The organism is Streptomyces sp. f51, from assembly GCF_037940415.1.
GTDB lineage: Bacteria > Actinomycetota > Actinomycetes > Streptomycetales > Streptomycetaceae > Streptomyces.
The window spans coordinates 6,840,711-6,866,524 of sequence record NZ_CP149798.1 but is presented as its reverse complement, the minus strand read 5'-3'; the positions used below and the strand labels follow the sequence as shown (position 1 = coordinate 6,866,524).

17 protein-coding genes are annotated in these 25,814 nt (G+C 73.1%); 9 read left to right on the top strand and 8 right to left on the bottom strand.

The annotated features are described in order from the left end of the window. Positions 1-23 precede the first annotated feature (23 nt). A complete protein-coding gene (locus tag WJM95_RS29705) occupies positions 24-533 on the bottom strand; it encodes a metallophosphoesterase (RefSeq protein ID WP_339133283.1) in 510 nt (169 codons plus the stop codon). A gap of 15 nt (positions 534-548) precedes the next feature. Continuing rightward, a complete protein-coding gene (locus WJM95_RS29700; protein WP_339133281.1) occupies positions 549-2,984 on the bottom strand; it encodes a SpoIIE family protein phosphatase in 2,436 nt (811 codons plus the stop codon). Positions 2,985-3,283: 299 nt separating this feature from the next. Between WJM95_RS29700 and WJM95_RS29695 the strand changes: the two genes are divergently transcribed. After that, a complete protein-coding gene (locus tag WJM95_RS29695) occupies positions 3,284-5,446 on the top strand; it encodes a SpoIIE family protein phosphatase (protein ID WP_339133279.1) in 2,163 nt (720 codons plus the stop codon). Positions 5,447-5,750: 304 nt separating this feature from the next. Here the strand turns inward: WJM95_RS29695 and WJM95_RS29690 are convergent, their stop codons facing one another. Next, on the bottom strand, positions 5,751-7,169 hold the full coding sequence (locus WJM95_RS29690) for a S1 family peptidase (protein WP_339133277.1): 1,419 nt from the start codon (positions 7,167-7,169) through the stop codon (positions 5,751-5,753). Between the two features lie 713 nt (positions 7,170-7,882). On the opposite strand from WJM95_RS29690, the gene WJM95_RS29685 reads away from it, so the two are divergent. From WJM95_RS29685 to WJM95_RS29670, 4 genes are all read left to right on the top strand, one after another. Beyond that, positions 7,883-8,098, top strand: a complete 216-nt coding sequence (locus tag WJM95_RS29685) for a type A2 lantipeptide (protein WP_151467086.1) — start codon at positions 7,883-7,885, stop codon at positions 8,096-8,098. A gap of 93 nt (positions 8,099-8,191) precedes the next feature. After that, positions 8,192-9,001: an HlyD family efflux transporter periplasmic adaptor subunit gene (locus WJM95_RS29680; RefSeq protein WP_339133271.1), complete on the top strand. Its 810-nt coding sequence runs from the start codon at positions 8,192-8,194 to the stop codon at positions 8,999-9,001. Next, on the top strand, positions 8,998-11,223 hold the full coding sequence (locus WJM95_RS29675) for an NHLP family bacteriocin export ABC transporter peptidase/permease/ATPase subunit (RefSeq protein WP_339133269.1): 2,226 nt from the start codon (positions 8,998-9,000) through the stop codon (positions 11,221-11,223). The genes WJM95_RS29680 and WJM95_RS29675 overlap by 4 nt, the downstream gene beginning before the upstream one ends. Position 11,224: 1 nt before the next feature. Then, the gene (locus WJM95_RS29670; protein ID WP_339133267.1) at positions 11,225-14,053 is read left to right on the top strand and encodes an NHLP bacteriocin export ABC transporter permease/ATPase subunit; all 2,829 of its coding nucleotides are present in this window, start codon (positions 11,225-11,227) and stop codon (positions 14,051-14,053) included. 3 nt (positions 14,054-14,056) lie between these two features. On the opposite strand, the gene WJM95_RS29665 is transcribed toward WJM95_RS29670, so the two are convergent. Next, entirely contained in the window at positions 14,057-14,593 is a 537-nt protein-coding gene (locus WJM95_RS29665) for an SRPBCC family protein (protein ID WP_339133265.1), read from the bottom strand. Positions 14,594-14,822: 229 nt separating this feature from the next. Between WJM95_RS29665 and WJM95_RS29660 the strand changes: the two genes are divergently transcribed. Continuing rightward, positions 14,823-16,325: an MFS transporter gene (locus WJM95_RS29660; RefSeq protein ID WP_339133263.1), complete on the top strand. Its 1,503-nt coding sequence runs from the start codon at positions 14,823-14,825 to the stop codon at positions 16,323-16,325. A 79-nt stretch (positions 16,326-16,404) separates the two neighbouring features. Here the strand turns inward: WJM95_RS29660 and WJM95_RS29655 are convergent, their stop codons facing one another. Continuing rightward, positions 16,405-17,928: a phosphatase PAP2 family protein gene (locus WJM95_RS29655; RefSeq protein WP_339133261.1), complete on the bottom strand. Its 1,524-nt coding sequence runs from the start codon at positions 17,926-17,928 to the stop codon at positions 16,405-16,407. Between the two features lie 330 nt (positions 17,929-18,258). After that, the gene (locus tag WJM95_RS29650; protein ID WP_339133259.1) at positions 18,259-18,681 is read right to left on the bottom strand and encodes a protease inhibitor; all 423 of its coding nucleotides are present in this window, start codon (positions 18,679-18,681) and stop codon (positions 18,259-18,261) included. Between the two features lie 342 nt (positions 18,682-19,023). On the opposite strand from WJM95_RS29650, the gene WJM95_RS29645 reads away from it, so the two are divergent. Then, positions 19,024-19,575, top strand: a complete 552-nt coding sequence (locus tag WJM95_RS29645) for a hypothetical protein (protein ID WP_339133257.1) — start codon at positions 19,024-19,026, stop codon at positions 19,573-19,575. A 38-nt stretch (positions 19,576-19,613) separates the two neighbouring features. Here the strand turns inward: WJM95_RS29645 and WJM95_RS29640 are convergent, their stop codons facing one another. After that, a complete protein-coding gene (locus tag WJM95_RS29640; RefSeq protein ID WP_339133255.1) occupies positions 19,614-20,792 on the bottom strand; it encodes a helix-turn-helix domain-containing protein in 1,179 nt (392 codons plus the stop codon). 113 nt (positions 20,793-20,905) lie between these two features. Between WJM95_RS29640 and WJM95_RS29635 the strand changes: the two genes are divergently transcribed. Both WJM95_RS29635 and WJM95_RS29630 read left to right on the top strand, forming a co-directional pair. After that, a complete protein-coding gene (locus tag WJM95_RS29635) occupies positions 20,906-22,075 on the top strand; it encodes a lactate 2-monooxygenase (RefSeq protein ID WP_339133253.1) in 1,170 nt (389 codons plus the stop codon). Then, positions 22,072-23,049, top strand: coding sequence for an NAD(P)-dependent oxidoreductase (locus WJM95_RS29630; RefSeq protein WP_339133251.1), 978 nt, complete (start codon positions 22,072-22,074; stop codon positions 23,047-23,049). The genes WJM95_RS29635 and WJM95_RS29630 overlap by 4 nt, the downstream gene beginning before the upstream one ends. 100 nt (positions 23,050-23,149) lie before the next feature. Here the strand turns inward: WJM95_RS29630 and WJM95_RS29625 are convergent, their stop codons facing one another. Next, on the bottom strand, positions 23,150-25,186 hold the full coding sequence (locus WJM95_RS29625) for an RICIN domain-containing protein (protein WP_339133249.1): 2,037 nt from the start codon (positions 25,184-25,186) through the stop codon (positions 23,150-23,152). Positions 25,187-25,814: the final 628 nt, after the last annotated feature.

Here is a 25,814-nt window from a genome sequence, read left to right as displayed (position 1 = left end):
GGACCCCGGGGCGGGTGGCCGCGTCAGCCCGTGCGCGGGGGCAGCCGGTGCAGGGTCACCTCGGTGAGCCCGCCGTCCCCGGTCACCGTCGCCGTCATGTACGTGTGGTGCGGCTCGCGGCGGCGGTCCGTCGGCGAGCCGGGGTTGAGCAGCCGCAGGCCGGTGGGCGCGGTGCTGTCCCAGGGGATGTGGCTGTGTCCGAACACGAGGACGTCGAGGTCGGGGAAGCGCCGGGCGCAGCGCTGTTCACGGCCCTGCGCGGCGCCGGTCTCGTGGACGACGCCGAGGCGCAGGCCGCCGAGTTCGGCGCGGGCGATCTCGGGGAGGCGCGCTCGCAGGGCGGGGCCGTCGTTGTTGCCGTACACCCCGACCAGCCGTCGGGAGCGGGCCTCGAGGAGGTCGAGGGTGGCGGTGTCCACCCAGTCCCCGGCGTGGACGACGACGTCGGCCGACGGCAGCTCGTCGAGGAGCGCGGCGGGGAGTTCCCGGGCCCGCTTGGGCAGGTGGGTGTCGGACATGATCAGCAGACGCACGGCGCTTTCACCTCGTCAGTCGAGCGCGATCTCGCTCCAGACCTGCTTGCCGCCGCTCACCGGCACGGTGCCCCAGGTCGCCGACATCGCCTCGACGAGCAGGACCCCCCGGCCCCCGGTGGCCTCCCAGCCGATGCTGGTGGGCTTGATCGGTGTGCGGGGCGAGTTGTCGGCGACCGCGATGCGCAGGCGGTGGTTCAGGAGGGTGAGGTCGAGCCTGACCTGGCCGTCGGTGTGCACCAGGGCGTTGGTGACGAGCTCGGAGACGATGAGCAGGGCGGCGTCCGTGTACTCGGTGACGCCCCAGCTGCGCAGGGCGCGCCGGGTGTAGCGGCGGGCGTGCCGGACGGCCTCGGGGACCCGCCAGACGGTCCAGCTCTCGCGGAGCGGCAGGACCTCCATGCCGTCGTAGCGCATCAGTAGGAGCGCCACGTCGTCGCTGCGGTTGGCGCTGGTGAGCAGTTCGTCGGCGACGAGCCCGAGCTCGGCGGGGTCGGATCCCGCCAGGCCCTCGGCGAGGCGTTTCAGGCCGTCCTCGATGTCGAGCTCGACGGACTCGACCAGGCCGTCGGTGGTCAGCGCGACGATGGTGCCGGGCCGGAGCCGCAGCGGGCTCATCGGGAAGTCGGTCTGCCGGATGACGCCGAGGGGCGGCCCGGGCTCCGACTCGGGGACCTCGGTACGGCCGTCCGGGTGGCGCAGCACGGGCGGGATGTGTCCGGCGCGCACATACCAGGCGGACCCCTCCTCCATGTCGATGTCGACATAGCAGCAGGTGGCGAAGAGGTCCGTCTCCAGGTCGAGCAGGAGCCGGTTGGCGTGCGAGACCACCACGTCCGGCGGGTGGCCCTCGACGGCGTAGGCGCGCAGGGCGGTGCGCATCTGGCCCATGACGGTGGCGGCCGAGGCGTTGTGTCCCTGGACGTCGCCGATGACGAGGGCCACGTGGTTGTCGGGCAGCGGGATGACGTCGTACCAGTCGCCGCCGACGTCGAGGCCGGAGGTGGTGGGCAGATAGCGGGCGACGGCGACCGCGCCGGGCAGCCGGGGAAGCCTGCGCGGGAGCAGGGTCCGCTGGAGCATGCTGATCAGTTCGTGCTCGGCGTCGAAGGCGTGGGCGCGCACCAGCGCCTGTCCGGCGAGTCCGGCGGAGGCGGTGAGCAGGGCCCGCTCCTCGGGGGCGAACTCGTGCGGGGTGTCCCAGCCGATCAGGCAGGCGCCCGCCATGCGTCCGCCCGCGGGCAGCGGCAGGACGGCGAGGCCGCCGGGGCCGACCTCGGAGAGCGCGGGTTCCAGGTCCGCGCCCGCGGGCCAGATGGCGGGCCTGCCCTCGTTCAGGGCCGCGGCGAGCGTGGGCATGGCGCGGACGGGGGCGTCGGGCCACTCCGAGCGCCATTCGCTGCGCCACAGCTCCGGCCAGAACTCCGGCTGAGGGGGGTCCAGGAGGGTGACGACGAGGCGGTCGCCCTCCAGTTCGGCGACGGCGATCCGGTCGGCCTGGAGGGGTTTGCGCAGGGCAGCGACGACGGCCTGGCCGACGTCGCGGACGGTGCCGGCGGTGGCGAGGGCGGCGGCGAGCCGCTGGACGCGCCCCACGTCGCTGAGGCCCGAGCGCAGCTTGGAGGCGTCGAAGACCGTGCCCACGAGCCGTCCGGGACGGCCCTCCGCCGAGGGCAGCAGCCGGGCACGCAGCCGGAGCCACCTGTGTCCGCCGGACGGCTGGAGGATGCGGAACTCCAGCTCGCGGTCGCCGACGGACAGGTGGTCCGGCTCCACCGCGGACATCAGTGCCGGAAGGTCCTCGGGGACCGCCATGGACAGCAGGGTCTCGACCTTGCCGTCGAACGCGGTGGGGGACAGTCCGAACAGTTCGAGCACCTCGTGGTCGACCTCGACGTGTCCGGTGTCCATGGAGAGGCTGAACGAACTGGCGGGCAGGGCCGCCGTGTCGTCGGGCGGCGGCGCCGGGGGACAGACGACGGCCTCGACGAGCAGTCCGAGGCAGGCCCGGTCCTCGTCGCCGAATCCGTCGGGGTTCTCGCTGACGGCGACCAGGCAGCCGGTGCGGTCCCGCAGGGGCAGCACGGCCAGCGTGAAGTCCTGCGAGGACAGCCGCCGGGCGTCGGCGCAGTGGGCGAGCCGCTCGGGGCCGAGCCAGCAGGGCAGGCCGGTGCGCAGGGCCTCGGCGGCCGGGGAGCCGCCGGACAGGGGGTAGCTGTCGCGGAGCCCGTACAGCGTCCTGGGCACCCCCGCGGACTCGGCCAGATGCAGTTCGCCGCCACTCACACTGGGTGAGTACACGGCGGCCACGGTCGCACCGGTGAAGACGAGTGCCTGTTCGAGCAGGCGGTGCAGCCGTTCGCGTGGGTCGAGATCCGCGGTGAGCGTCTTCAGGGCAAGTTCGGCACGCGACGTTCTCGTTCCGCGTTCCGCAGCACCCTCACTGACCACGCCGTCATTACAGCGCTTCCCGGGCTCGGGCGCAGCCCCTGTGACCATTCCGAACGCGTCGGGCCTGCGGTGCAGCCCGTGCGGGACGGCCGATCGAACGAAATCGAATCCGTCGTGATTCCCACGTTTCCCACCGTCCCCTCACGGTGGCGGGAGACGGCTCGTGCCCCGGCCGGCCGGGGCAGGGAGCGAAGGCCCCGGGCCCGGGCCGGTTCGCCGTGCGCGATCGGCCTCCAGGGAGGAGCCTTGTCCCCTGGAGGTGCGGAGCTGTTGGACGGCCCCGCGAGGAGGTGGTCGCCGTGTCCGACGGGCAGGAGACCGCGCAGCAGGCGCCGGCGGGCCGGCCGGCCCCCGTGGGACGTCCGCTGCTGTCGCTGACACTGGCCTCGATGCTGGACGACGTGCACGCGCACTCGGGAGCCGTCTATCTGCTGGCCTCCCGCGAACCCGTACTGGAGATGGCGGTCTCGGCGGGACTGCCGCGCGCCTTCGCCGCTCCCTGGGAACGGGTGGGGCTCAACGCGCCGATCCCGGTCGCCGAGGCGGTACGAAACCGGCGGCTGGTCTGGGTGGGCGGCGAGCAGGAGATGGCCCGCAGGTATCCCCGGATCGCGGTGGTGCTCCCCTACCCCTTCGCCCTGGCCGCGCTTCCGGTGGCCACGGCGACCACCGTGTACGGCGCCGCCTATGTCACCTGGCCCGGCTCGCATCCGCCGGACCTCTCCGACCGGGAGCGCGAACGCCTCGGCGCGGCCTGCGACCGGCTCGCGCTGCGCCTGGAACGGGCCGCCGCGGAGAACCGCCCGCTGCATCCCGAGCCCGACCTGCTCACGCCGTCCGCGGCGGAGCCCGGCGGGACGCTGGGCACGGTGGAGGCCGCGCGGATGGTGGGGCGGCTGCCGTACGGGCTGTGCTCACTCGATCTGCACGGGCGGGTCGGTTTCGCGAACGCGGCGACGGCGGAACTGCTCGGCGTGCCCGTCAGCCGTCTCCTGGGCACCCAGCTGTGGGCGGCCGTGCCCTGGCTGAACGACCCGGTCTACGAGGACCGCTACCGGGCGGCGCTGATCAGCCAGCACGTGACCTCCTTCGTCGCGCTGCGCCCTCCGGGTGACTGGCTGTCGTTCCGGCTGTATCCGAGTACGAGCGGACTGAGCGTGCGGATCTCGCGGGCCAGGCCGGTGTCCGAGATGACGCGGGCGGGACCGCAGCGGCGCGACGGCAGCCCGCGCCTGGTGACGATCTCCCACGTGCTGAGTCTGGCGAGCGCGCTGACGGAGGCGGCGGGCGTGCAGGACGTGGTGCAGCTGGTGGCGGACGAGATCTCGCCCGCCGTCGGGAGCCAGTCCCTGGTCGTGCTCGCCAGCCGGGCCGGGCGGATGCACGTACTGGGGCACCGCGGGTACCCCGACGCGCACATCGTGGAGCGCTTCAACGGGCTGCCGCTGAGCGAGCCGACCCCGGGGACCCAGGCACTGAACACGGGTGTGCCCGCGTTCTTCGACTCGCGCGAGCAGCTGGAGCGGCTGTACCCGTCGCGGAACGCGACCCCGGACGGCATGGGCGCGTGGGCGTATCTGCCGCTGGTCGCCTCCGGGCGGCCGGTGGGCACGTGTGTCCTCGGGTACGCGCAGTCCCACCACTTCGCGGCCGACGAGCGGGCGGTGCTGACCAGTCTGAGCGGGCTGATCGCCCAGGCACTGGAGCGCGCCCTGCTCTACGACGCCAAGCTCCAGCTCGCGCAGGGCCTCCAGGCGGCGCTGCTGCCGGCCTCGCTGCCGCCGCTGGCCTCGATCGAGGCGGCGGCCCGCTATCTGCCGGCGACCCAGGGCATGGACATCGGCGGGGACTTCTACGACCTGGTGTCCTCCAACGGCCGGGCGGCTGCCGTGATCGGGGACGTGCAGGGGCACAACGTGACGGCGGCGGGGCTGATGGGGCAGATCCGTACCGCGGTCCGCGCGTACACGGCGGTCGGCCAGGCGCCGGAGGAGGTGATGGGGAGCACCAACCGGCTGCTCATCGACCTGGGCACCGAGCTGTTCGCCAGCTGTCTGTATCTGCGCCTGGACCCGGCGCGCCATGTCGCCGTGATGGCCCGTGCGGGGCATCCGCCGCCGCTGCTGCTGCGTCCCGACGGCAAGGTGAAGGTGCTCGACCTGGCCGGAGGGCCGCTGCTGGGGATCGACGCCCACGCCGTCTATCCGACGACCGAGGTGCCGCTGGTCCCCGGGTCCGTGCTCGCCCTGTACACCGACGGCCTGATCGAGACCCCCGGTGTCGACATCGAGGACGCGCTCGCCGATCTCGCGCGCCGGCTGGCCGCGAGCGGGCACCAGCCGCTGGACGAGCTGGCCGACACGCTGCTCCAGCGGGGCGAGGACGCCGCGCAGGAGCGGCCCGACGATGTGGCGCTGCTTCTGCTGCGGGCCCGGCCGCTCGGCGGGACCGCGCCCCTGTGAGCGCGACCGGGACCGTACGAGCGGGATCCGGACCGTAGCGGCGGGACCGGACCGTACCGGCGGCGGGGACGACCCGCGGCCGCGGGATCGGGACCTTACCGGCGGCGGGGACCCGCCATATCGGGACCGTACCGGCACGGCTCCCGGTCCCGCGGCCGCGGGACCGGGAGCCGTGCCGGCGCCACCGGGTCCGTACAAAGGGCGGTCCGGCCCTCCCGCCGGAGGGCCGGACCTGTCCACCGTCGGCCGGAATTCCCTGTTCCGTTGGCCGGTCAGTGGTTCTTGATCGCCGGGTTCACCGGCTTCACGGCGTGGACACGAGGCCCGAGCCATCGCCCGAGGCGGCGGCCGACTGCTGGGCGGCCGCGCCGGACATGTGGTGCTTCCTGTGCCGGTGGTTCGAACCGCTCTGTCCCGCGCCCGCCTGGTCGCCGGCGCCCGCCGCGTCACCGGCGCTCGCGCTCGGGTCCGCCACGGCACCGGTTCCCGGGTCCGCCGCGCTCGCGCCCGGGTCGACCGCGCCCGGGTCGGCGGCGCTCGCGCTGGGGTCGACCGCGCCCGGGTCCGCCGCGCTCGCGCTGGGGTCGGCCGCGCCGCCCGCGGCGCCGGCGTCCCCGGCGCCCAGCGTCGCGCCGACCGCGGCCAGCGCGGTGGTGACGGGCTGGAAGAAGGTCTCGCCGCCGGCCGTGCAGTCGCCGCTGCCGCCGGAGGTCAGGCCGACCGCGCCGCCGTCCTGGGTGAACAGCGAGCCGCCGCTGTCGCCGGCCTCGGCGCACACGTCCGTCTGGATGAGGCCGGTGACCGTGCCCTCCGGGTAGTTCACGGTGGCGTTGAGACCGGTCACATTGCCGTTGTGCAGACCCGTGGTGCTGCCCATCCGGAAGACCTGCTGGCCGACCGCCGCTTCCACGGCCTGGTTGATCTGGACGCTCTGCCCGTTGCCGACGTTGACGGCGCTGTTCGTCTGCGTGGCCGGGTCGTCGTACTTGACGAGGGAGAAGTCGCCGGCCCCGGGGAAGGTGGCCTGGTCGACGGTGGCGATGGACGCGCCGGTCTGCGAGTCCGACCACTTGGCGGCGGCGACACCGCAGTGGCCCGCGGTGAGGAAGGCGGGGGTTCCGTCGCCCGCGGTGACGTTGAAGCCGAGCGAACAGCGCACGTTGCCGCCGAAGATGGCGTCGCCGCCGTCAACGAAGGGCTTGAGGGTTCCCGCGGACTTCGAGAGGGTCGCCACGCCCGAACCGAGGTTCTTGACGGTCGACTGCACGGTGTTCCACTTGTCGCCGGTGACCGTGGAGTCCGCGGTCACGCGGATCTCGTTGGTCTTCGGGTCCACGGACCACGCCGTGCCCGGGACCGTCGCGTCGGCCTTGAGCGTCTTGGCGGCGGCCGCGAGCGCGGCGGTGCTGTTCTGCACCTGGTGGGCGACCGCGCCGGCCTTCTCGATCTGGTCGACGGCGTTGCTGTTGTTACCGACGACGTTCACCACGAGCTGCTTCGCCTGCGCGTCGTAGTACGAGCCGGCGAAGGTGTCGCCTAGCTGGTTGGCCAGCATGGAGGCGACGTTCGAGACGTCGTTCGCCTTGAAGGTTCTCGGAGTGGCGGCTTCCCCGTTCGACTGCGACGCGTTGGCGTTGGGCAGCAGCAGAGCCGCCGCTCCGAGCGCCGCGACGCCTCCTACCGCGATGGCGGCCTTGCGCTTGGGTATCCGTTTGTGACTCAACTCTTGACCTCCTGGGGACGGGGACGGTGCCGCGTCCGGCAGCTGACTGGGGGGCGCCTGCTTGCCCGTTGATACGCGTGTGTCGCCCGGGGTGTTCAACTGCCATTGCAAATTGCGGGAGTTGGACTCGCCAAAGACATCGATTGCGGAGACAACCGGGGCATTTCACTCGCGGAGCGGGGTTCGGCGGAGATCGCCGCGCGGGCGGACGCGGTGCACGCGATCCCCGACTGGACGACGGCCACGCACCCCGGGAGGACACGGAGCGCGACCACCCGGAGACACTCCGTCGACGGGCGGCGACGGAATCCCGGATTCAGGGAATCTGCACAGCCCATGCCCACCGGGGTCACCTCGGACGGGGGATCTGCACAGTCGCGCGCCCCCCGCACGCCCCTGGGACGCGGCCGCCCCCTTCGGCGCGGCCGTGGCAAGGGTTCCGGTGAACCGATGCGGCGCAGCATGTGAAGAAGTGGCCGCAAAGGAGTGTGCGCCCCTGCACGCTTCCCCGCTCATGGAGCACAAATCCGCAGGTGAGGGCCCTGGTTGATTGGAAGGGCGCCCCGCGGCCGTGCTTTGATCCGTGGCATCGCACAGGTCACGGCACCGTTCCCGGGAACGGGCGCCGCGCCCTGCGGTGGCGGCCGTCGTCTGTCCCCCAGAGGGGGCCGCTCTCCCCCCTTGTGAATATCCATATGAAGGGAAGTTCCATCATGAACTCCACCCCCCGTGTCGAGACCGCCGAGATCTCCGACGCCGACCTCGACAACGTCTCCGGCGGCCTCTCGCTGAACGCCGTCGGCACCGTCACCGGCCTGGTGGACGGCGTTGCCCCGGTCTCCGGCGTCGTGGGCACGGCCATCGGCACCGTCGAGGGTGTGACCGGCCTGAACACCGCCCCGGTCACCGGCCTGGTCGCCGGTCTCTGATCGCGTTTCAAGCCGCCGAGAGTCCCGGAACCGCCCCACAGGTTCCGGGACTCTCGGGTGCCGCGAGCCCCCCGAACAGGTGAGAAGCAACCCGTGCAGTTCCGCCAGCAGGCCCTCGCCCGACTGCGGTCGCCCGAGGAACTCGACCTTCCGGTCCGCTTCGCCCGCCCGCAGGGCCGGCTCGTCCTGGCCGTGACGGTCCTCGCCATGGCCGCCGCCTCCGTATGGGCCGTGACGGGCACCGTCACGTCCACCGTCGACGCGCCCGCCGTCCTCACCCACGCCGAGGGCAGTTACATCCTCCAGAGCCCGGTCGCCGGACAGGTCACCGCGGTCCTCGCGAAGGAGGGCGAACGGCTCCCCGCGAACGCGCCCGTACTGAAGGTGCGTACGGCGCGAGGTGAGATCGCCGTCGTGCGCACGGTCGCCGCGGGCCGTGTCACCGCCCTGGCCGCCGCGATCGGCGCGATCATCTCGACCGGCGCGAACGTGGCCGCCGTGGAGAAGGTCGCCCACGCCGACGACCCCCTGTACGCGACCGTCTACGTCCCCGCCGCGAGCGCCGTCGCCATCCCCGCGGACGCCGCCGTCGACCTCACCGTCCAGTCGGTGCCGGCCCAGCGGTACGGAGTGCTGCGCGGCCATGTGAAAGCGGTGGGCCGCACCGTGCAGACCCGGCAGCAGATAGCCGCCTACCTCGGTGACGCCCAACTGGGCGAGCAGTTCAGCCGGAAGGGCAGGCCGGTCGCCGTCCTGGTCCGGCTCGACCGGTCCTCCGCATCGCCCAGCGGACTGAAGTGGTCGTCCGCCGACGGGCCGCCCTACGCCCCTGACTCCATGACCTCGGCGACGGCCTCGGTCCGCCTGGCCGGTCAGCGCCCCGTCGACTGGCTCCTGCCGTGAGCCCCGCACCGGAGACCCGCGGCAGACGCCGCGCCGCCGCACCGGCCCGGCGCAGCGTGCCCAGGACCCGGGTCGGGAGCGTGCGCACCCCCACCGTGCTCCAGATGGAGGCCGTGGAGTGCGGTGCCGCGTCCCTCGCCATGGTGCTCGGCCATCACGGCCGGCACGTCCCGCTCGAAGAACTGCGCATCGCGTGCGGTGTCTCGCGGGACGGTTCGCGCGCGAGCAACCTGCTGAAGGCGGCGCGGGGTTACGGTCTGACCGCCAAGGGCATGCAGATGGACACGGCCGCGCTCGCCGAGGTGCGGGGGCCCGCGATCCTGTTCTGGGAGTTCAACCACTACGTCGTGTACGACGGCATGGGCCGCCGCTTCGGACGCCGGGGCGTGCACATCAACGACCCCGGCAAGGGACGCCGTTTCGTGCCGATGGAGGACTTCGACTCCAGCTTCACCGGAGTCGTCCTCGTCATGGAACCCGGAGCCGGGTTCCGCAAGGGAGGCCGCAGACCGGGAGTGCTGGGCGCCATGCCGGCCCGGCTGCGCGGCACTTCGGGCACGATGCCCGCAGCCGTGCTGGCGAGTCTGCTGCTGGTCGCGGTCGGCGCGGCCGTGCCCGCGCTGAGCCGCACGTTCATCGACCAGTACCTGATCGGCGGTCGGAGTTCGCTCCTCGGTGTGCTGTTCGCGTCGATGGGCGCCTCCGTGCTGCTGACGGTGGTGCTGACGTGGCTCCAGCAGGCGAACCTGCTGCGCGGCCGCATCATCTCCTCGACGCTCTCCAGCGCCCGGTTCCTGCGGCATCTGCTGCGGCTGCCGGTCACCTTCTTCTCCCAGCGCAGCCCGGCCGACCTCGTGCAGCGGCTCCAGTCGAACGACGCTGTGGCCGAGACCCTGGCGCGCGACCTGGCCGCCGCGGGTGTGGACGCGGTCGTCGTCGTTCTGTACGCCGTGCTGCTCTACACGTACGACCCGCAGCTGACGGCCGTCGGCATCGGTGTCGCGCTGCTCAACGTGGTGGCGATGCGCGTGGTCGTCCGGCTGCGCGCCACCCGCACGGCCAAGCTCCGCGCCGACACCGCCCGGCTGACCAACACCGCCTACACCGGGCTCCAGTTGATCGAGACGATGAAGGCCACCGGCGGCGAGGACGGCTACTTCCGCAAGTGGGCCGGCCAGCACGCCACCACGCTGGAGGAGCAGCAGCGCCTCGGTGTGCCGAGCGCGTGGCTCGGCGTCGTCGCCCCGACCCTGGCGATGCTCAACAGCGCGCTGATCCTGTGGATCGGCGGTCTGCGCGCGGTCGACGGCCAGGTCTCGGTGGGTCTGCTCGTCGCCTTCCAGGCGCTCGTCACCCGTTTCACCGCGCCGGTGACCCGGCTCAACGGCGTGGCCGGCCGCATCCAGGACTTCGCGGCCGACGTGGCGCGGCTCAAGGACGTGGAGAACTTCCGCGCCGATCCGCTCTACGCCCGCTCGGGCACGGGCGAGTCGACCCGGCGGCTGCGGGGTCATGTCGAGCTGGAGAACATCACGTTCGGCTACAGCCCGCTCGACGAGCCGCTGCTCACGGGGTTCTCGCTGACGGTCGGCCCGGGTCAGCAGGTCGCCCTCGTCGGCGGTTCGGGCAGCGGCAAGTCGACGGTGTCCCGGCTCATCTCGGGCCTGTACACACCGTGGGAGGGCACCATCCGGATCGACGGCCGCCGCCTTGAGGACATCCCGCGCGGAGCGCTCGCCTCCTCCGTGTCGTTCGTGGACCAGGACGTGTTCCTCTTCGAGGGGACGGTCCGCGACAACGTGGCGCTGTGGGATCCGTCGATCCCCGACGACGCGGTGACCGCCGCCCTCCAGGACGCGGCCCTGTACGACGTCGTCACGCGCCGTCCCGGCGGGATCCACAGCCGCGTCGAGCAGGACGGACGGAACTTCTCCGGCGGTCAGCGGCAACGCCTGGAGATTGCGCGGGCGTTGGTGCGCAGGCCCAGCATCCTGGTGCTCGACGAGGTCACCAGCGCCCTGGACGCGGAGACGGAGCAGACCGTCATGGACAACCTGCGCCGGCGCGGCTGTGCCTGTGTGGTGATCGCCCACCGGCTCAGCACCGTCCGGGACAGCGACGAGATCGTCGTGCTCGAACACGGCGCGATCGTGGAACGCGGGCGGCACGAGGCACTGGTGGCGGCCGGCGGTCCGTACGCCGGTCTGGTCAGGGAGCGTTGAGATGACGACGGTTCACGAGGGCGTCCACGAGCAGGACGCGGTGCTCGGCGCGCTCGGCGGCATGGGCACCCCGGTCGGCGGCGCGGGACTGAGCCGCCTCGATCTGGAGGGCCCGCAGGTCCTGTGGCTGGTCGTCGCGGGTGCCATGGACCTGTTCGCGGTCGACGCGGCCCGCCAGGGTCACTGGCACCACCTCGGCAGGCTCGAAGCCGGTTCCCTGCTGCTCGGCCCGGTGCCGGGTCCTCAGCACACGCTGGTGGGCCGTCCGTTGCGCGGCTGCGAGCTGCGCCGGATCGGGCTGCGCGAGCTCCACCAGCAGGCGGACACGGCGACCTGGTCGTACGACGCCTACGGCAACCCGCAGTTCGTGCCGCCGGTGTCGAGCCCCCTGGAGCACGCCCTCGCGCTCGGTGCCGGACGCGGCCTGTCCGTCCTCTTCCAGGCGCCGACGGCCACGGAGCACGCCGCCGCGCCCACCGACGAGGACGTGTTCTGGATGCAGGTCCCGCCCAGGAGCGTGCAGTACGGCTCGCTGTACGGGGCCGAGGCGGCGGCCGACCTGCTGATGGACTCCGGGGTCTGGCAGGGCATGGTCGACCAGCAGTACCGGCTGCTGTCCATGCTCGACCGCTGGATCGAGGAGCTGGAGGCCGGCCACGAGGACCGTGCGGCGGCCGGTATCAAGGCGGGTGAGGCCGTCCGGGCCCAGGCCGACCGGACGCTGCTCGCCTCGATCGGGAGAACGGCGTCGAAGCGCCCGACCGCGGCGGACACGGACGCCACCTACGCGGCCTGCGAGCTGGTCGCCCGCGCGGCGGGGATCACGCTCGCGGAGCGGGCGGGCGACAGCACCGAGAGCGAGCGGCTCGACCCCGTCGAACGGATCGCGCTCGCCTCACGGCTGCGCACCCGCGCCGTGCGGCTGGACGGACGCTGGTGGCGGGACGACATCGGTCCGCTGGTCGGCAGCCGGGCGGTGTCCGGTGCGCCGGTGGCGCTGCTGTGGCGGCGGGGCGGCTATGTCGCCGTACAGCCGTCGTCCGGGCGGGAGACCCCGGTGGAGAAGGCCAACGCCTCCGAGTTCGAGCCGCGGGCCGTGATGTTCTACCGCCCGCTGCCCGAGCGCGGGCTGAGCCCACTGCGGCTGCTGCGGTTCGCCCTCGCGGGCACGGGCGGGGATCTGCGGAACCTCGCGATCAGCTCTCTGGTGACCGTGGCGATCGGCGCGCTGGTGCCGGTCGCGACCGGGAGGGTGCTCGGCAGTTACGTCCCGCGCGCCGAGCACGGGCTGATCGTGCAGGTCTGTCTCGCGCTCATGGTCACGAGCGTGGTGTCGGCGGCGTTCATGCTGCTTCAGAACCTCACCCTGCTGCGGATGGAGGGCCGGATCGAGGCGAGTCTCCAACCGGCCGTGTGGGACCGGCTGCTGAGGCTTCCCACCTCGTTCTTCGCCGAGCGCTCGACCGGTGAGCTCGCGAGCGCGGCGATGGGCGTGAGCGCGATCCGCAGACTGCTCGCGGGGGTCGGTCCCACGCTCGCGCAGGCGGGTACGGTCGGCGCGATGAACCTGGGTCTGCTGTTCTGGTACAGCGTGCCCATGGCGCTGGCCGCGATGGGCATGCTGCTCGTCGTCGCCGCCGTGTTCCTCGGGCTCGGACTGTGGCAGGTGCGTGGGCAGCGCCGCCTGGTGGTGCTGGGCAACAAGCTGAACAACCAGGCCTTCCAGACACTGCGCGGGCTGCCCAAGCTGCGGGTGGCGGCGGCCGAGAACTACGCGTACGCGGCCTGGGCGGGCTCCTTCGCCCGCAGCCGTGAGCTCCAGCAGCAGGTCGGCCGGGTCAAGAACCTGACGACGGTGATGGGTTCGGTCTATCTGCCGCTGTGCTCCCTGCTGATGTTCATGCTGCTCGCGGGTCCGGCGCGCGGCTCGCTGTCGGCGGCGGACTTCCTCACCTTCAACACGTCGGTGACGATGCTGCTGACGTCGGTCGCCCAGATCACCGGGGCGCTCGTGTCCGCGGTGGCCGCGCTGCCGATGTTCGAGGAGATCAGGCCGGTGCTCGACGCGACGCCCGAGGTGCGCGGGGCGAGTACGCGTCCCGGTGTGCTGTCGGGCGGGATCGAGGCGCGGCGGCTGTCGTTCCGCTACGCCGAGGACGGCCCGCTCGTCCTGGACGACGTGTCGTTCGCGGTCCGGCCGGGAGAGTTCGTGGCGATCGTCGGTCCGAGCGGCTGCGGCAAGTCCACCCTGCTGCGGCTGCTGATCGGCTTCGACCGGCCGGTGTCGGGCGGCGTGCTGTACGACGGCCAGGATCTGGCGGCCCTGGACCAGTCCGCGGTGCGGCGGCAGTGCGGTGTGGTGCTCCAGCACGCGCAGCCCTTCACGGGCTCGGTCCTCGACTGCATCTGCGGCACCGAGGCGTACACGCCGGAGGAGGCGATGGAGGCGGCCGAGATGGCGGGTCTCGCCGAGGACATCCGGCGGATGCCGATGGGACTGCACACGCTCGTCGCGGGCAGCGGCGCGATCTCGGGGGGCCAGCGCCAACGCCTCATGATCGCGCAGGCGTTGATACGACGGCCCCGCATCCTCTTCTTCGACGAGGCGACCAGCGCCCTGGACAACGCGACGCAGCGCACGGTGATCGAGAGCACCAAGGCGCTGAACGCCACCCGGGTGGTGATCGCGCACCGGCTGTCGACGGTGCTGGACGCGGACCGTGTCATCGTGATGGAGAACGGCCGGGTCGCTCAACAGGGCCCGCCCGCCGAGCTGTTGGCGGACACGGGCGGGCGGCTGCACGAGCTGGTGCGGCGGCAGCTGGCCTGAGCGTCAGTCCACCCCCGGGACCGGGGCACCGGAGGGGAAGCCCGCCTCGACGTAGACGTCGTAGATCTCCTTCCAGGCCGTGATCCCCCCGGAGTGCGGGCCCTCGGAGCGCTCGCCGCGGACCGCCAGGTCGAGGGCGGCCAGGCACACCTCCCAGCCGGCGCCGTTGCGGGCGGCCGTGTTCGGCTCGGCGAGCACGTCGGTGAGCGTGAAGCGGGCGCGGCCGGCGTCGAGGGCTTGGAGGTCGAAGCGCAGTTCGTCGCCGCCCCACGCGAAGGAGAGGTGGCGGGGCGGGTCGACGGCGAGGACGCGCCCCGTCGACTCCGGCATGTTCGGATCGCCGCTGAACCGGACCGTGCCGCCGGGGCGCGGTTCGATCTCGACGCGGGAGGGGAACCACGCGGCGAGCTCGCCCGGGTCGGTCACGAACCGCCAGAGGCGGTCGGCGGGGTGGTCGTAGACCCGGTGGAAGCGGACGGCGGGACGCCCGTCGTCCAGGGCGAGGTACGTTCCGGTGCCTGCGGTGACTTCGGCGGACATGGCGGCTCGGTCCTTCGGTGAGGGTGCCTTCGGTCGGGAGTGCCGGTCGTTCGGCCGCCTCCAGGTTCTCACTCCGCGGTCCGGAATCGCCGATGGGACGGACGTCACACCCGGACACCTAGCGAAACGTTGCCGTTTCGCTGGGCGGGATCTAAGGTCGGAACGTCGATGTGTACGAAACCGTTTCGTTTACGTGCACGTAACGAGCGACCTCCCTGGAGTGCCTCCCATGTCCCAGACCCTGACCAAAGGCACCGGCGCCGGTGCCGCGGACCCGGCGTCCGCGGCCGCGTCCAAGCGCCGGTGGTGGATCCTCTCGATCATCGGCATCGCCCAGCTCATGGTGGTCCTCGACGCCACCATCGTGAACATCGCCCTGCCCTCCGCCCAGGCGGACCTCGGCTTCTCCGACGGCAGCCGGCAGTGGATCGTCACCGCGTACTCCCTCGCCTTCGCCTCCCTGCTGCTGCTCGGCGGGCGCATCGCCGACCTCTTCGGCCGCAAGCCCGCCTTCCTGGTCGGTGTCGCCGGGTTCGCCGGAGCCTCCGTCCTGGGCGGCGCCTCGACCGGATTCGGGATGCTGGTCACCGCGCGCGCCCTCCAGGGCGTGTTCGGCGCCCTCCTCGCACCGGCCGCCCTCTCCCTGCTGAACACGACGTTCACCGACGCCAAGGAGCGCGCCAAGGCGTTCAGCGTGTACGGCGCCATCGCCGGCGCCGGTGGCGCGGTGGGTCTGCTGCTCGGCGGTCTCCTGACCGACGCGCTCGACTGGCGCTGGACCCTGTTCGTCAACCTCGTCTTCGCCGTCGTCGCGTTCGCGGGCGGCTGGGTCCTGCTGAGCGGCCACCGCGACGCCGCCGACTCCAAGCTCGACCTGCCGGGCACCCTGCTGGTCTCCACCGGTCTCTTCTCGCTGGTCTACGGCTTCTCCAACGCCGAGACCCACGACTGGAGTTCGCCCCTCACCTGGGGCTTCCTGGCGGCGGGCGGCGTCCTTCTGGCCGCGTTCGCCCGGTGGCAGACACGGGCCGCGCACCCGCTCCTGCCGATGCGCGTCCTGCTCGACCGCAACCGGGCCGCCTCGTTCCTCGCGGTCCTGATCACCGGCGCGGGCATGTTCGGCGTCTTCCTCTTCCTCACCTACTACCTTCAGCTGAACCTCGGCTTCAGCCCCACCAAGACCGGTGTGGCCTTCCTGCCGATGATGGCGACGCTGATGGTCATGGCCCAGGTCTCCACGACCGTCCTGGTGCCCCGGATCGGCCCGAAGGCCGTCATCCCCGCGGGCTTCGCGGTCGCCGCGCTCGGCATGGCATGGCTGACCGGCATCGGCGTCGACTCGTCCTTCTCGACCGACGTGCTGCCGCAGCTGCTGCTGATCGGCGCCGGACTCGGCATGGTGATGCCGCCCGCCATGTCCCTGGCCACCAGCGGGATCGCTCCCGAGGACGCGGGTGTCGCCTCCGCGACCGTCAACACCATGCAGCAGGTGGGCGGTTCGATCGGCACCGCGCTGCTGAACACGCTCGCGGCGAGCGCCGCGAGCAGTTACCTCGCGGGCAAGGACGCGACGGACAAGCTGGTCCAGGCGCAGTCGACGATCGAGAGCTACACCACCGCCTTCTGGTGGTCGGCCGGCTTCTTCGCCGCGGGGGCGCTCATCGCCCTCGTGCTCTACCGCCCGGGCAGGCAGGCCCAGGACCCGGACGCCGCACCCGTCGTCCACATGTGACCGGGTGCCGGCCGGGTCACGGCCCGGCCGCCGCCCACCCGGGCCGAGGGGCCGCCGTCCGCAGGGAGACGGCGGCCCCTCACCCCTCTTCGGTGAGCGGTCGCGGCGGGACCCGACCGACCTCCTGGACCGTCTCGTCCCGTGCCCGGGCGGGCCGGTACACGACGAGGGCCCGGTACTCCTTCTCCAGCCTCAACCCGGCGGCACCGGGGCGCGGTTCACCGTCGAACGCGGGGACGTCCGCGCCGAGGACACCGTCCAGCTCCACCCACGGCACACGCTCGGCCTCGTAGACCCGCGCGTGCTCAAGGGTCCCGAGGAGCGCGGCGGCCACGGCACGCGTACGGGCGAGGACGCGTCCCGCGTCGACCAGGCGCACGTCGAGCAGATCGTCGTCCAGACGCGGCCGGAACGCGGGGGCGAGCCCCTCCGGCACGAAGCGCCCGTTGCCCGCGAGGAGCAGCCAGACGCTGCGGGGCCTGCCGTTGACGTTCAGCTCGACCGGGCGGGCGGCGCCGAGCACCCGGACCAGGGCGGCGGCCGCCGCCGGGGCGCCGCCCAAGCGCCGCTCCAACCGCTCCCGCAGCCGCGCGAGTTCGGGGTACGGGCCGAGGCTGAACTCGTTCAGGAACCAGGTGTCCTCTCCCGTGCCGGTACGGGCCACGCCGATGTCGACCGAGACCGCCTCGCCGCGGGCGACCGCGAGGGAGGCGTCCTCGAAGTCGTGCACGCCCACGTCCCGGGCGAAGCGGTCGTCGGTGCCACCGGGGAACACGGCCAGCGCCAGTCCCCGCCGGGCCGCAGCGCGCGCGGCGGCGCCGAGACAGGCGTCGCCGCCGCAGACCCCGAGCGCGCCGCCCGTCTCGACGGCCCGGTCGGCCGCCACCGCGAGCAGCTCCGCCAGGTCCTCGTCGGGTCCGCGCTCGATCACCTCCGCCTGGGGCAGCAGGGCGCGCAGCCGCCGGGTGTGCAGCGCCGCCCCGGCACCGGCCGGACGGTCGACGATCAGGACGAGGCCCCTGCCGAGCGGCAGCGCGGGTGCCCGTGCGGCGGGCCGTTCCCGCTCCGGTACGACGGGGCGCGGCGGCCACCAGCGGCAGGTGAGGGCGGCGGCGCCCGCGCCGACGGCCACGCCGGCGAGGACGTCTCCCGGGTAGTGGACCCCCACGTAGACGCGGGAGAAGGCGACGGCGGCGGCCACGGGCGCGACCAGGAGGCCGTAGCGCGTGGACTCCAGGGCGACGGCGGTCGCGAAGGCCGCGGCGGAGGCGGAGTGCCCCGAGGGGAAGGAGGTGGTGTGCGGCTGGCGGGACAGGCGCCGGATCGTGGGGACGCCTTCCAGCAGCGGGCGGGGGCGGCGGGCGCTCCACTTCACCAGCGTGTTGACGGTGAACGAGGCCAGCGCCAGCGAGCCGAGCCCGCGCAGCGCCGCCCGGCGCCCGGCCGGGCCGCCCGCGAGGCCGAGCCCGGCGGCCGCGCCGAGCCAGAGGCGGCCGTGGTCGGCCGCGTGGCTGAGCCGCCGCAGCGCCGGATCGGCTCCGGGCACCCGCGCGGTGGCCACCCGTGTGAACAGCCGCTGGTCCCAGTCGAGGAGTGCACCCATGCTCCACCGCTACTCCATCCCGGCCGCGTCGGCATCCCGGGTGACCCGGAAAGGTGACGGGCCTGGGCCGTGCGGCGCAGGGATTCCCCGGGCGTGGTACCGCTCGGGGAGGGTCCGGGAAGGGCCGGCGGTCCTCGGCGGCACCTCCGGGGTGCGTCCAGACCGCCGTGGGACGGCGGCCTGGACGCGGACATGCCGAGGGCCGGTCGACGGCCCCACTCCGTCTGACCGGCCCTCGGTGCGAAATCACATGGCGCTTCGTGACGGGGCCCGCACTCCCCAGCTACGGTTCCCGGTCCATGTCCACGACGGCCACGCGATCCCGGTCTCTCAGAACGCGAAGACCGTCGTCCCGTAGGAGTTCTTCACGCACTCGTTGGAGAAGGTGTGCTCGTACGAGACGCGCTTGCCCTGCCAGACGCCTTCCACGGTGACGACCACGGGGTCGTACAGCCTGGTACAGAAGACACCGTTTCTGGGGGTCAGCGCGTCGAAGTCTCCCTTGACCGCGCGCAGTTCGGCGCAGGCGTCGGGCGCGGCCGGATGGGTCCCGGAGGCCGTGGGGGCGCAGTTGAGGGTGACGGCGCGCTCCGGAGTCGCGACGGCGGCCGTCTGGCCGTGGCCCGTGGTGAGCACCAGGGCGGAGGGGGCGTAGAGCCCGGACGGGGCCGCGTGGGCCGACCCGACAAGGGGGCCGCAGACTGCGGTGGCCGTCAGGGTGAGAGTCGCTGCCCAACGCGCGGTGTTCGGCATTGTGTGCATCCTTCCGCTCGATCGAAATGCGATACCGGCTCGGTCGGTGCCGGTTCGGCGAGCGCGAGTCTGCCGAGTCCGCACAGGAAACACACATCGACCCCACACGTTTCGGTAACTTTGAGTATTGAATCAGTGGCGCGAAGTCACAGAATTCGATCGGGTGAGGCCAGTAACCGAGCGCCCGGCGACAACTGCGGACAGCCACCTGGCCGGAATGACACGGCTCAGCAATAGGCCTGAAACATTCCGCTTGAACCGGCATGCCGCCTCGACTTCCGCTCTCGGCGGACTTCTCCGGCGTCCCTTGCGCTTCGATCGCGGCGGAGTAATGGTGATTACATGATTACATCGGAGCAACACGAGAAGCTGCGCGGCTGGTTCGCCGGCCGTCTGCCCGACGATCTCTTCGAGAGCCTGACCGAGGTGCGGGCCGACCGTGAGGAGATCACCGTCGTCGGCCGCATCCCCGAGCCGAAGCTCGCCGAGGGCGCCTCGGACGCCGAGAAGGAGGCGGCGCTCCAGGCCCGTGTCCAGGAGTTCCGCGAGCGCACCCGCGAGGACCGCGTGGAGGTCGCGCGGGAGGCGGAGCACCGCTTCCGCAAGAAGGTCTCCTGGGGCGTGGAGTGCGGCACCGAGCGCGCCCTGTTCACCCATGTCGCCGCGCCCGTCATGACCCGGCTGCGCCAGCCCGAGCGCGAGGTCCTGGACACGCTCGTCGCGGCCGGGGTGGCCCGCAGCCGCAGCGACGCCCTGGCCTGGTGCGTCCGTCTCGTGCAGCGGCACACCGACGACTGGCTCGGTGAACTGCGCGAGTCGCTCGAACACGTGCAGCGGGTCCGTTCACAGGGCCCGGACACCGGGACACGGGAAGCCCCCGGCGACGAGGAGTGACCCGGCGCGGCCGGGTGCCGTCCGGGAGCCGGGACCGCTCAGTCGCGCACCGTCCTGGCGATGTCCAGGGTGAGCCGGTGCCAGGGGTCGCGGGGGTCACGGCCCGTCAGCTCCAGGACGCGGCGCAGGCGGTAGCGCAGGGACTGGGGATGGAGGTGCAGGGCCCGCGCGGCGGCGTTCGCCGAGCCCGAGTCGATGTACGCCGTGAGGGCGTCCAGCAGATGCCCCTGGGCGGGTTCGGCGAGCGGTCCGAGCACCAGCCGCGCGATCTGGCCGGGTGTGGCGGCGGGGCGCCCGGCGAGCAGGGCGAGGACCTGCGCGTCGGCGTCGGTGAGCACGCGCCCGGACCGATGGGCGTGGGCCGGGGCGGTGTCGAGCGCGTCCGCCGCGAGCCGGTGCGCGAGGGCGATCCGGTCCGGGCTCTCGACGGTGACGACGCATCCGCGCCAGGACCGTTCGCCCAGGACCGCCGCCACGCGCGCCGAGGCCGCGAGCGGCAGCAGCAGAACCGCCCGTGACCCCCGTACCGTCGCCAGCGAGGTCACCTCTCCCCCGGGAGGGGCCAGTGCGTCGAGCAGGTCCGTCGCCGTGCCGTGCGCCGGATCGGGCCGGTCGGCGGCGGCCGGCTCGGCCACCAGGAGGCAGCAGGGATCGGGCAGTTGGACGCCGAGCCGCGCGGAGCGGTCGGCCAGCGCGCCCACCGAGGCGTGCCGCCCGGCGATCAGGTCGTCGAGCAGCAGCCGCAGCGCCCGGTTCCGGTCACCGGCCAGATCCTCGCTGGTGGCCGCGTACGCGGTGGCCATCTCCTCGGAGAGAGTGTCGAGGCTGACCAGCAGCATGCGGGCCAGCGCGAAGGCGTCGGCGGCGCCGAGGCGGGGCGCGCGGGCGGCGACCTCGTCGGTGAGGACCGTGCCCGCGACCCGGTAGGCGCGCAGCACCGCCCGCACCGGACGTCCGTCCGCCGCGCGGGCCGAGGCGATGCCCCGGAAGCGCCGCAGATCCGCCGGGCCCAGCGTGCCGTCGGTGGCCCACAGGTGGAGCAGCCGCTCCAGGCCCCAGGCGGCGATGGCCCGTACCTCGGGCAGCCGGCTGTCGTCGAGCGCCGCGTACACCGGGACCTGTTCGTGGACCGCCGCGACGATCGCCTCCACCACCTGCGGGTCGGCGACCATTTCCTGCCGGATGCGCTCCCGGATCCCGGACGGCTTGTTTGTCACACCATGATGATCCCAGCCGCACTTTGTGCGCACCACAGTGGACGTGACTTGTCACTCTCGTAAGGATCGACCCCGTACAGCGCGGTCTTGGGGACGAGAGGCGGGACGTACGGATGGCGAAGCACTGGGCCGACTTCCAGTACGAGATCTATCTGAACGGGATGACGGGCGCCGTGCCGCGGCTGCCCACCGATCTGACACGGCTGGAGGAGCTCACCGAACAGCGGCTCGGACCCGGTCCGGTCGGCTATGTGGCGGGAAGCGCGGGCGACGGCAGCACCGCGCGCGCCAACCGGGAGGCGCTGGGACGGCGCCGGATCGTGCCGCGCATGCTGCGCGACGTCCACGAACGCGACCTGTCCGTCGAGGTGCTGGGGCGGCCGCTGCCCGCGCCGCTCGCGCTCGCGCCGATCGGCGTTCTGTCGATCATGCACCCGGACGCGGAGTGCGCCGCGGCACGGGCCGCCGCCGCGCAGGGCGTCCCGTACATCCTGTCCTCGGCCTCCAGCACCCCGATGGAGCAGGTCGCCGAGGCCATGGGCGACGGGGAGCGCTGGTTCCAGCTGTACTGGGCGAAGGACCGCGAGGTCACGCGCAGCTTCCTGGACCGGGCGAAGGCGGCCGGGTTCACCGCGCTGTTCGTCACGCTCGACACCCCGCTGCTCGCCTGGCGCCCGCGCGACCTCGACCAGGCGTACCTGCCGTTCCTGCACGGCGTGGGCACCGCCAACTACTTCTCCGACCCGGCGTTCCTGGCGGGTCTGGCCAAGCCGGTGCACGAGGACCCGAACGCGGCCGTGATGCACTTCGTGAGCATGTTCGCCGACCCCGGCAAGACCTGGCCCGATCTGGCCTTCCTGCGGGAGAACTGGGACGGGCCCATCGTCCTCAAGGGCATCCTGCACCCGGACGACGCCCGTCACGCCGCCGAGGCCGGGATGGACGGCGTGGTGGTCTCCAACCACGGCGGCAGGCAGGTGGCGGGGTCCGTCGCGGCCGCCGACGCGCTGCCCCGGGTGGCGGCGGCGGTGGGCGACCGGCTCACCGTGCTCTTCGACAGCGGCATCCGCACCGGCGACGACGTCTTCAAGGCGCTCGCCCTCGGCGCGCGGGCGGTGCTCGTCGGACGTCCCTACGCCTACGGGCTCGGCCTCGACGGCCAGGCGGGCGTCGAACACGTCGTCCGCTGTCTGCTCGCCGAGTTCGACCTCACCCTCGCCCTGTCCGGCCACGCCCACCCGGCCTCCGTCGGCCCCGACGACCTGATCGAGGAACCCTCATGACCGTCATCAAGAACGTGCTCGCCGTCGTCTCCCCGCACGTGGGCGGCCGTACGGCGGGGGCGGCGCTCGCCACGCTCTTCCCCGGGCAGGCCCGTGTCACCGTCGTGGAGGCCACCGACGAGGACCCCGTCGCCCTGCGCGAGGCCCATGTCGTGGTCACCGGTCTCGGCCCGGTGACCGCCGAACACATCGCGGCCGCACCGGATCTGGAGCTGGTGCAGTGCGCCAGCCACGGCTTCGACTACGTCGATCTGGACGCGGCGCGCGAGCGGGGCGTGCCCGTGTGCAACATCGGTTCCAGCGGCGCCGAGAAGCAGAACGTGGCCGAGCAGACCTTCGCCCTCATGCTCGCCCTCGCCAAACAACTGGTGCCCGCCCACACGGCGTTGACCGAGGCGGACTGGGCGCTTCCCCGGCTCCAGCAGTCGATCACCGAGCTGTCCGGCAAGACCCTCGGCATCGTGGGGCTCGGCCACATCGGCGAGGAAGTCGCCCGGCGCGCCGTCGCGTTCGACATGAGCGTCGTCTACGCGGGACCCACGCGGGTGCCCGCGGAGACCGAGGCCCGGCTCGGCGGGGCCCGCCATGTCGAACTGGAGGAACTGCTGCGCGTATCGGACTACGTCAGTCTGCACGCGCCGCTCACGGAGACGACCCGCCATCTCCTGAACGCCGAACGGCTCGCGCTCCTCAAGCCGACCGCGTTCGTCGTCAACACCTCGCGGGGCGCCCTGATCGACCAGGACGCCCTGGCGGACGCGCTCCACGCGGGCGCGCTCGCAGGGGCCGGCCTCGACGTCTTCGACCCCGAACCGCCCACCCCGGCCCTGCGGTTGCTCAAGGCGCCGAACGTCGTGCTCTCCCCGCACGTCGCCGGTGTCACCCGCGAGACGCTCGTACGGATCGCGCTGGCCGCGGTCCGGAACGCGGCGGACTTCATCGCCGGAAAGCCGCCCCTGGACGTCGTGTCGTAGCGGCGGACGGAACCGCCCCGGCCGTGCGCGCCGGGGCGGGGGCCGCCGCGGTACGGGCGGTGTCGCGCCCGGCCATCCGCGGTGCCCCGGCGCCGTGTGCCTAGCTGCCCTCGGTGCGCCAGCGCTGGATCTCGGAGTAGTCGCGGACCTTGACCACGATGTCGGCGCCCGAGTCCTCGGACGCGGGCGCGACGGCCAGTCCGTCGCGCCCCCGGGACAGCAGCTCGCCCTCGTCGGTGAAGTCGTAGCGCAGGTTCTCCCGCTGCTTCGCGTCGTCCTGGGCGCAGCGGCTGAGGAGGAGGACACCGTCGTCGGCCCGCGCGTCGAGGCAGAGCGCGGGAGCGGCGACGCTGCGCAGCAGGCCGTCCCGCTCGTAGGCCCATTCCTGGGTGCGCGCGGACGAGCACGCGTCCAGCGTGGCCTCGGCGCCTTCCACGGCCCGGGAGTCGCGGACGTCCAGGCACAGGCCGGCGTCCGCGTTGCGCAGCCGGGTCGGGACTCCGGCCGCGGGAGGCCGCGTGGAGTTCACGGGCGGGACCTGGGCGTCCTGGGTGGGTGACAGGGTCCGGCTGCTGCTCGCGCCGATGGCCGCGGCGGGGTCGCCGCCGTCCTCGTTCGGCCACAGGCTGACCGCGAGGACGGTCGCCAGCAGGGCCGCCGACAGACCGGCCCCGGTGACCAGCACCTGCTGCGACCCCTCCGCCGGCTTGGCGGCCCGGCGTCCCGTCGACGCGAACAGGGCCTGCGGACGCCGGCGTCCGCCCGTACCGGCGCGTCCGCGGTCCACCGGTCCGGCACCGCCGTCGGACCGCCCGTCGCCGTCGGACCGCCCCTCGCTTCGGGGGTGCCCCTCGCTCCCGGAAAACCCGGGGTCTCCAGGGTGCCCGGCGCCTCCGAGCCGCTCGTCCCCTCCGAAGCGTGCCTCGCCTCCGGTGTGCCCGAGGTCTCCAGGGTGCCCGGGACCTCCGGGAAGCCCTGGCTCTTGAGGGTGTCCCGCGTCTCCGAAGCGCTCCGCGCCCTCGAAGCGGTCCTCGGCTCGGGAGTGTCCGGAGCCCGCGAGGTGTCCCGCGTCAGCGAGGTGTCCCGAATCCGCGAGGCGCTCGCCCGTGACGGGGCGTGCCCGGCCGGCCGGGGTCCCGCCCGTGTCCCGGCGCGGTTCGTCCGCGGAAGGGCCGTCCGGGCCGGGGAGATCGCGGTCCGCCGCGCGTCCGCCGCCCAGGAGACGCCCGCTCCTCCTCGGACGCTCACCGCCCCGCCGACGTCGGCCGGCGAAGGCGGAGACGCTGCGGGCCCGCAGCGCCTGCCGCCCGCGGGCCCGGCGGGAGTCGAAGTAGCGGCGAGCGCCCCAGCCCAGCACGGACTCCGCGATCAGAAGACCCAACTCGCCCTCGAAGTAGGCGAGTTGAGCCGCCGCGTGACGGCAGTAGGAGCACACCGACAGATGCTGCCGCACCTCGGGCAGCAACGCTCCGCCGCGCCGGATCGGAACGTCGAGGAGCCGGTTGTGGAACCGGCATTCCCTGGTCGGCGCGAGTTCCATATGGGCACGCAGGCACGCCTGGCGGAATTGCTCACGGGCCTGTTCCCAGGCCGCGGCGGCGCTCTCGGCGTCCAGACCCAAAAGCCCCGCGGGCACGGACAGCGACTCGGCCTCGACCTCGGTGTGCCACAACAGGCATCGGGCGGCGCCCGGAAGGCCGAGGAAAGCGTATTCGGCCAGCTTGCGGTTTTCGGCCGTCATGGACTTCGCCGCGCGCATACCGCGGCCTCCCGCGGGTTTCCTCAGGGCGGGGAGGGCTTCGCATATCCGGTCGTCGGCCGCCCAGGTGCGGACCGTGTCCCGAACGGTCACGAGGAGTTCGGGCCGCAGTGCGAGCGCGTGTTCGCCCTCCCCGAGGCCGTCGAGGACGTGATGGAAGGAGGCCTCGGCGACCATGGAGGCGACCTGCGAGGAGGTGGCGAGGCAGATCACCGCGTAGTCGTACGCCGGCCGCCAGTGCCGGGCCGTCAGCAGGGCGACGGGACGCGTGGTGTCGGCCTCCGCCCCGCCTCTCAGCAGAGCGGCCAGCTCCTCGTCGGATTCGCCGAAATATCCGCCCGGCGGACGGTCGGGCAGCGGCGGGTGGGGGGTGCGCACGGGAGCGGGTTCCTTCCGAGGTGCAAGGTGGCACACAGGACGTGCTTGCCCGTCGAAAAGGAGTCCCGATTGGTGTGGACCTTTTGACGGAGCGCCGGGAAAACGGCCGGGGACGAAGGCCGTGCGGCGACCGTCGCTCAGGGAGCCTCTTGAGCTCGTCGACAGCCGGGAATGGCGAACAGCGATTCAGACCCGGCCCTTGACCAAGCGCGGGAGGCTCACCCTCGCACAACACACTCGCCAGCAACAAGGCGCATGGGCGAGATCAGGCTTATTGAAAGAATGTCAAAAAGGAACGCCCACTCGGCGGGGGCGCCGCGGCTTTCGCAATTCCACGCGCCCCGTGTGAACCGTTCACGCACTCCGGGTTCTCGCGCACGCTCCCCGCGCACACGACTCCGTAGTCCACTGGGGACCCGGCCCTTCCCCAGGGCCCCGCGCGGGACGGCGGCTCTCCCACGCGAAACCGGCCGCCGACCCCGTTCCTCCCGCCCTCGGTCGGCGGCCCCGGGAAGGCACACCGCCGGGCGCGCGGAACCGGCCGGTACGGATCCGGCCGGTTCGGTCCGTACGAATGGCTGTCCGGGCCCTCGCCGTTCGACGGTGCGCACGACGCGCAGCCACTAGT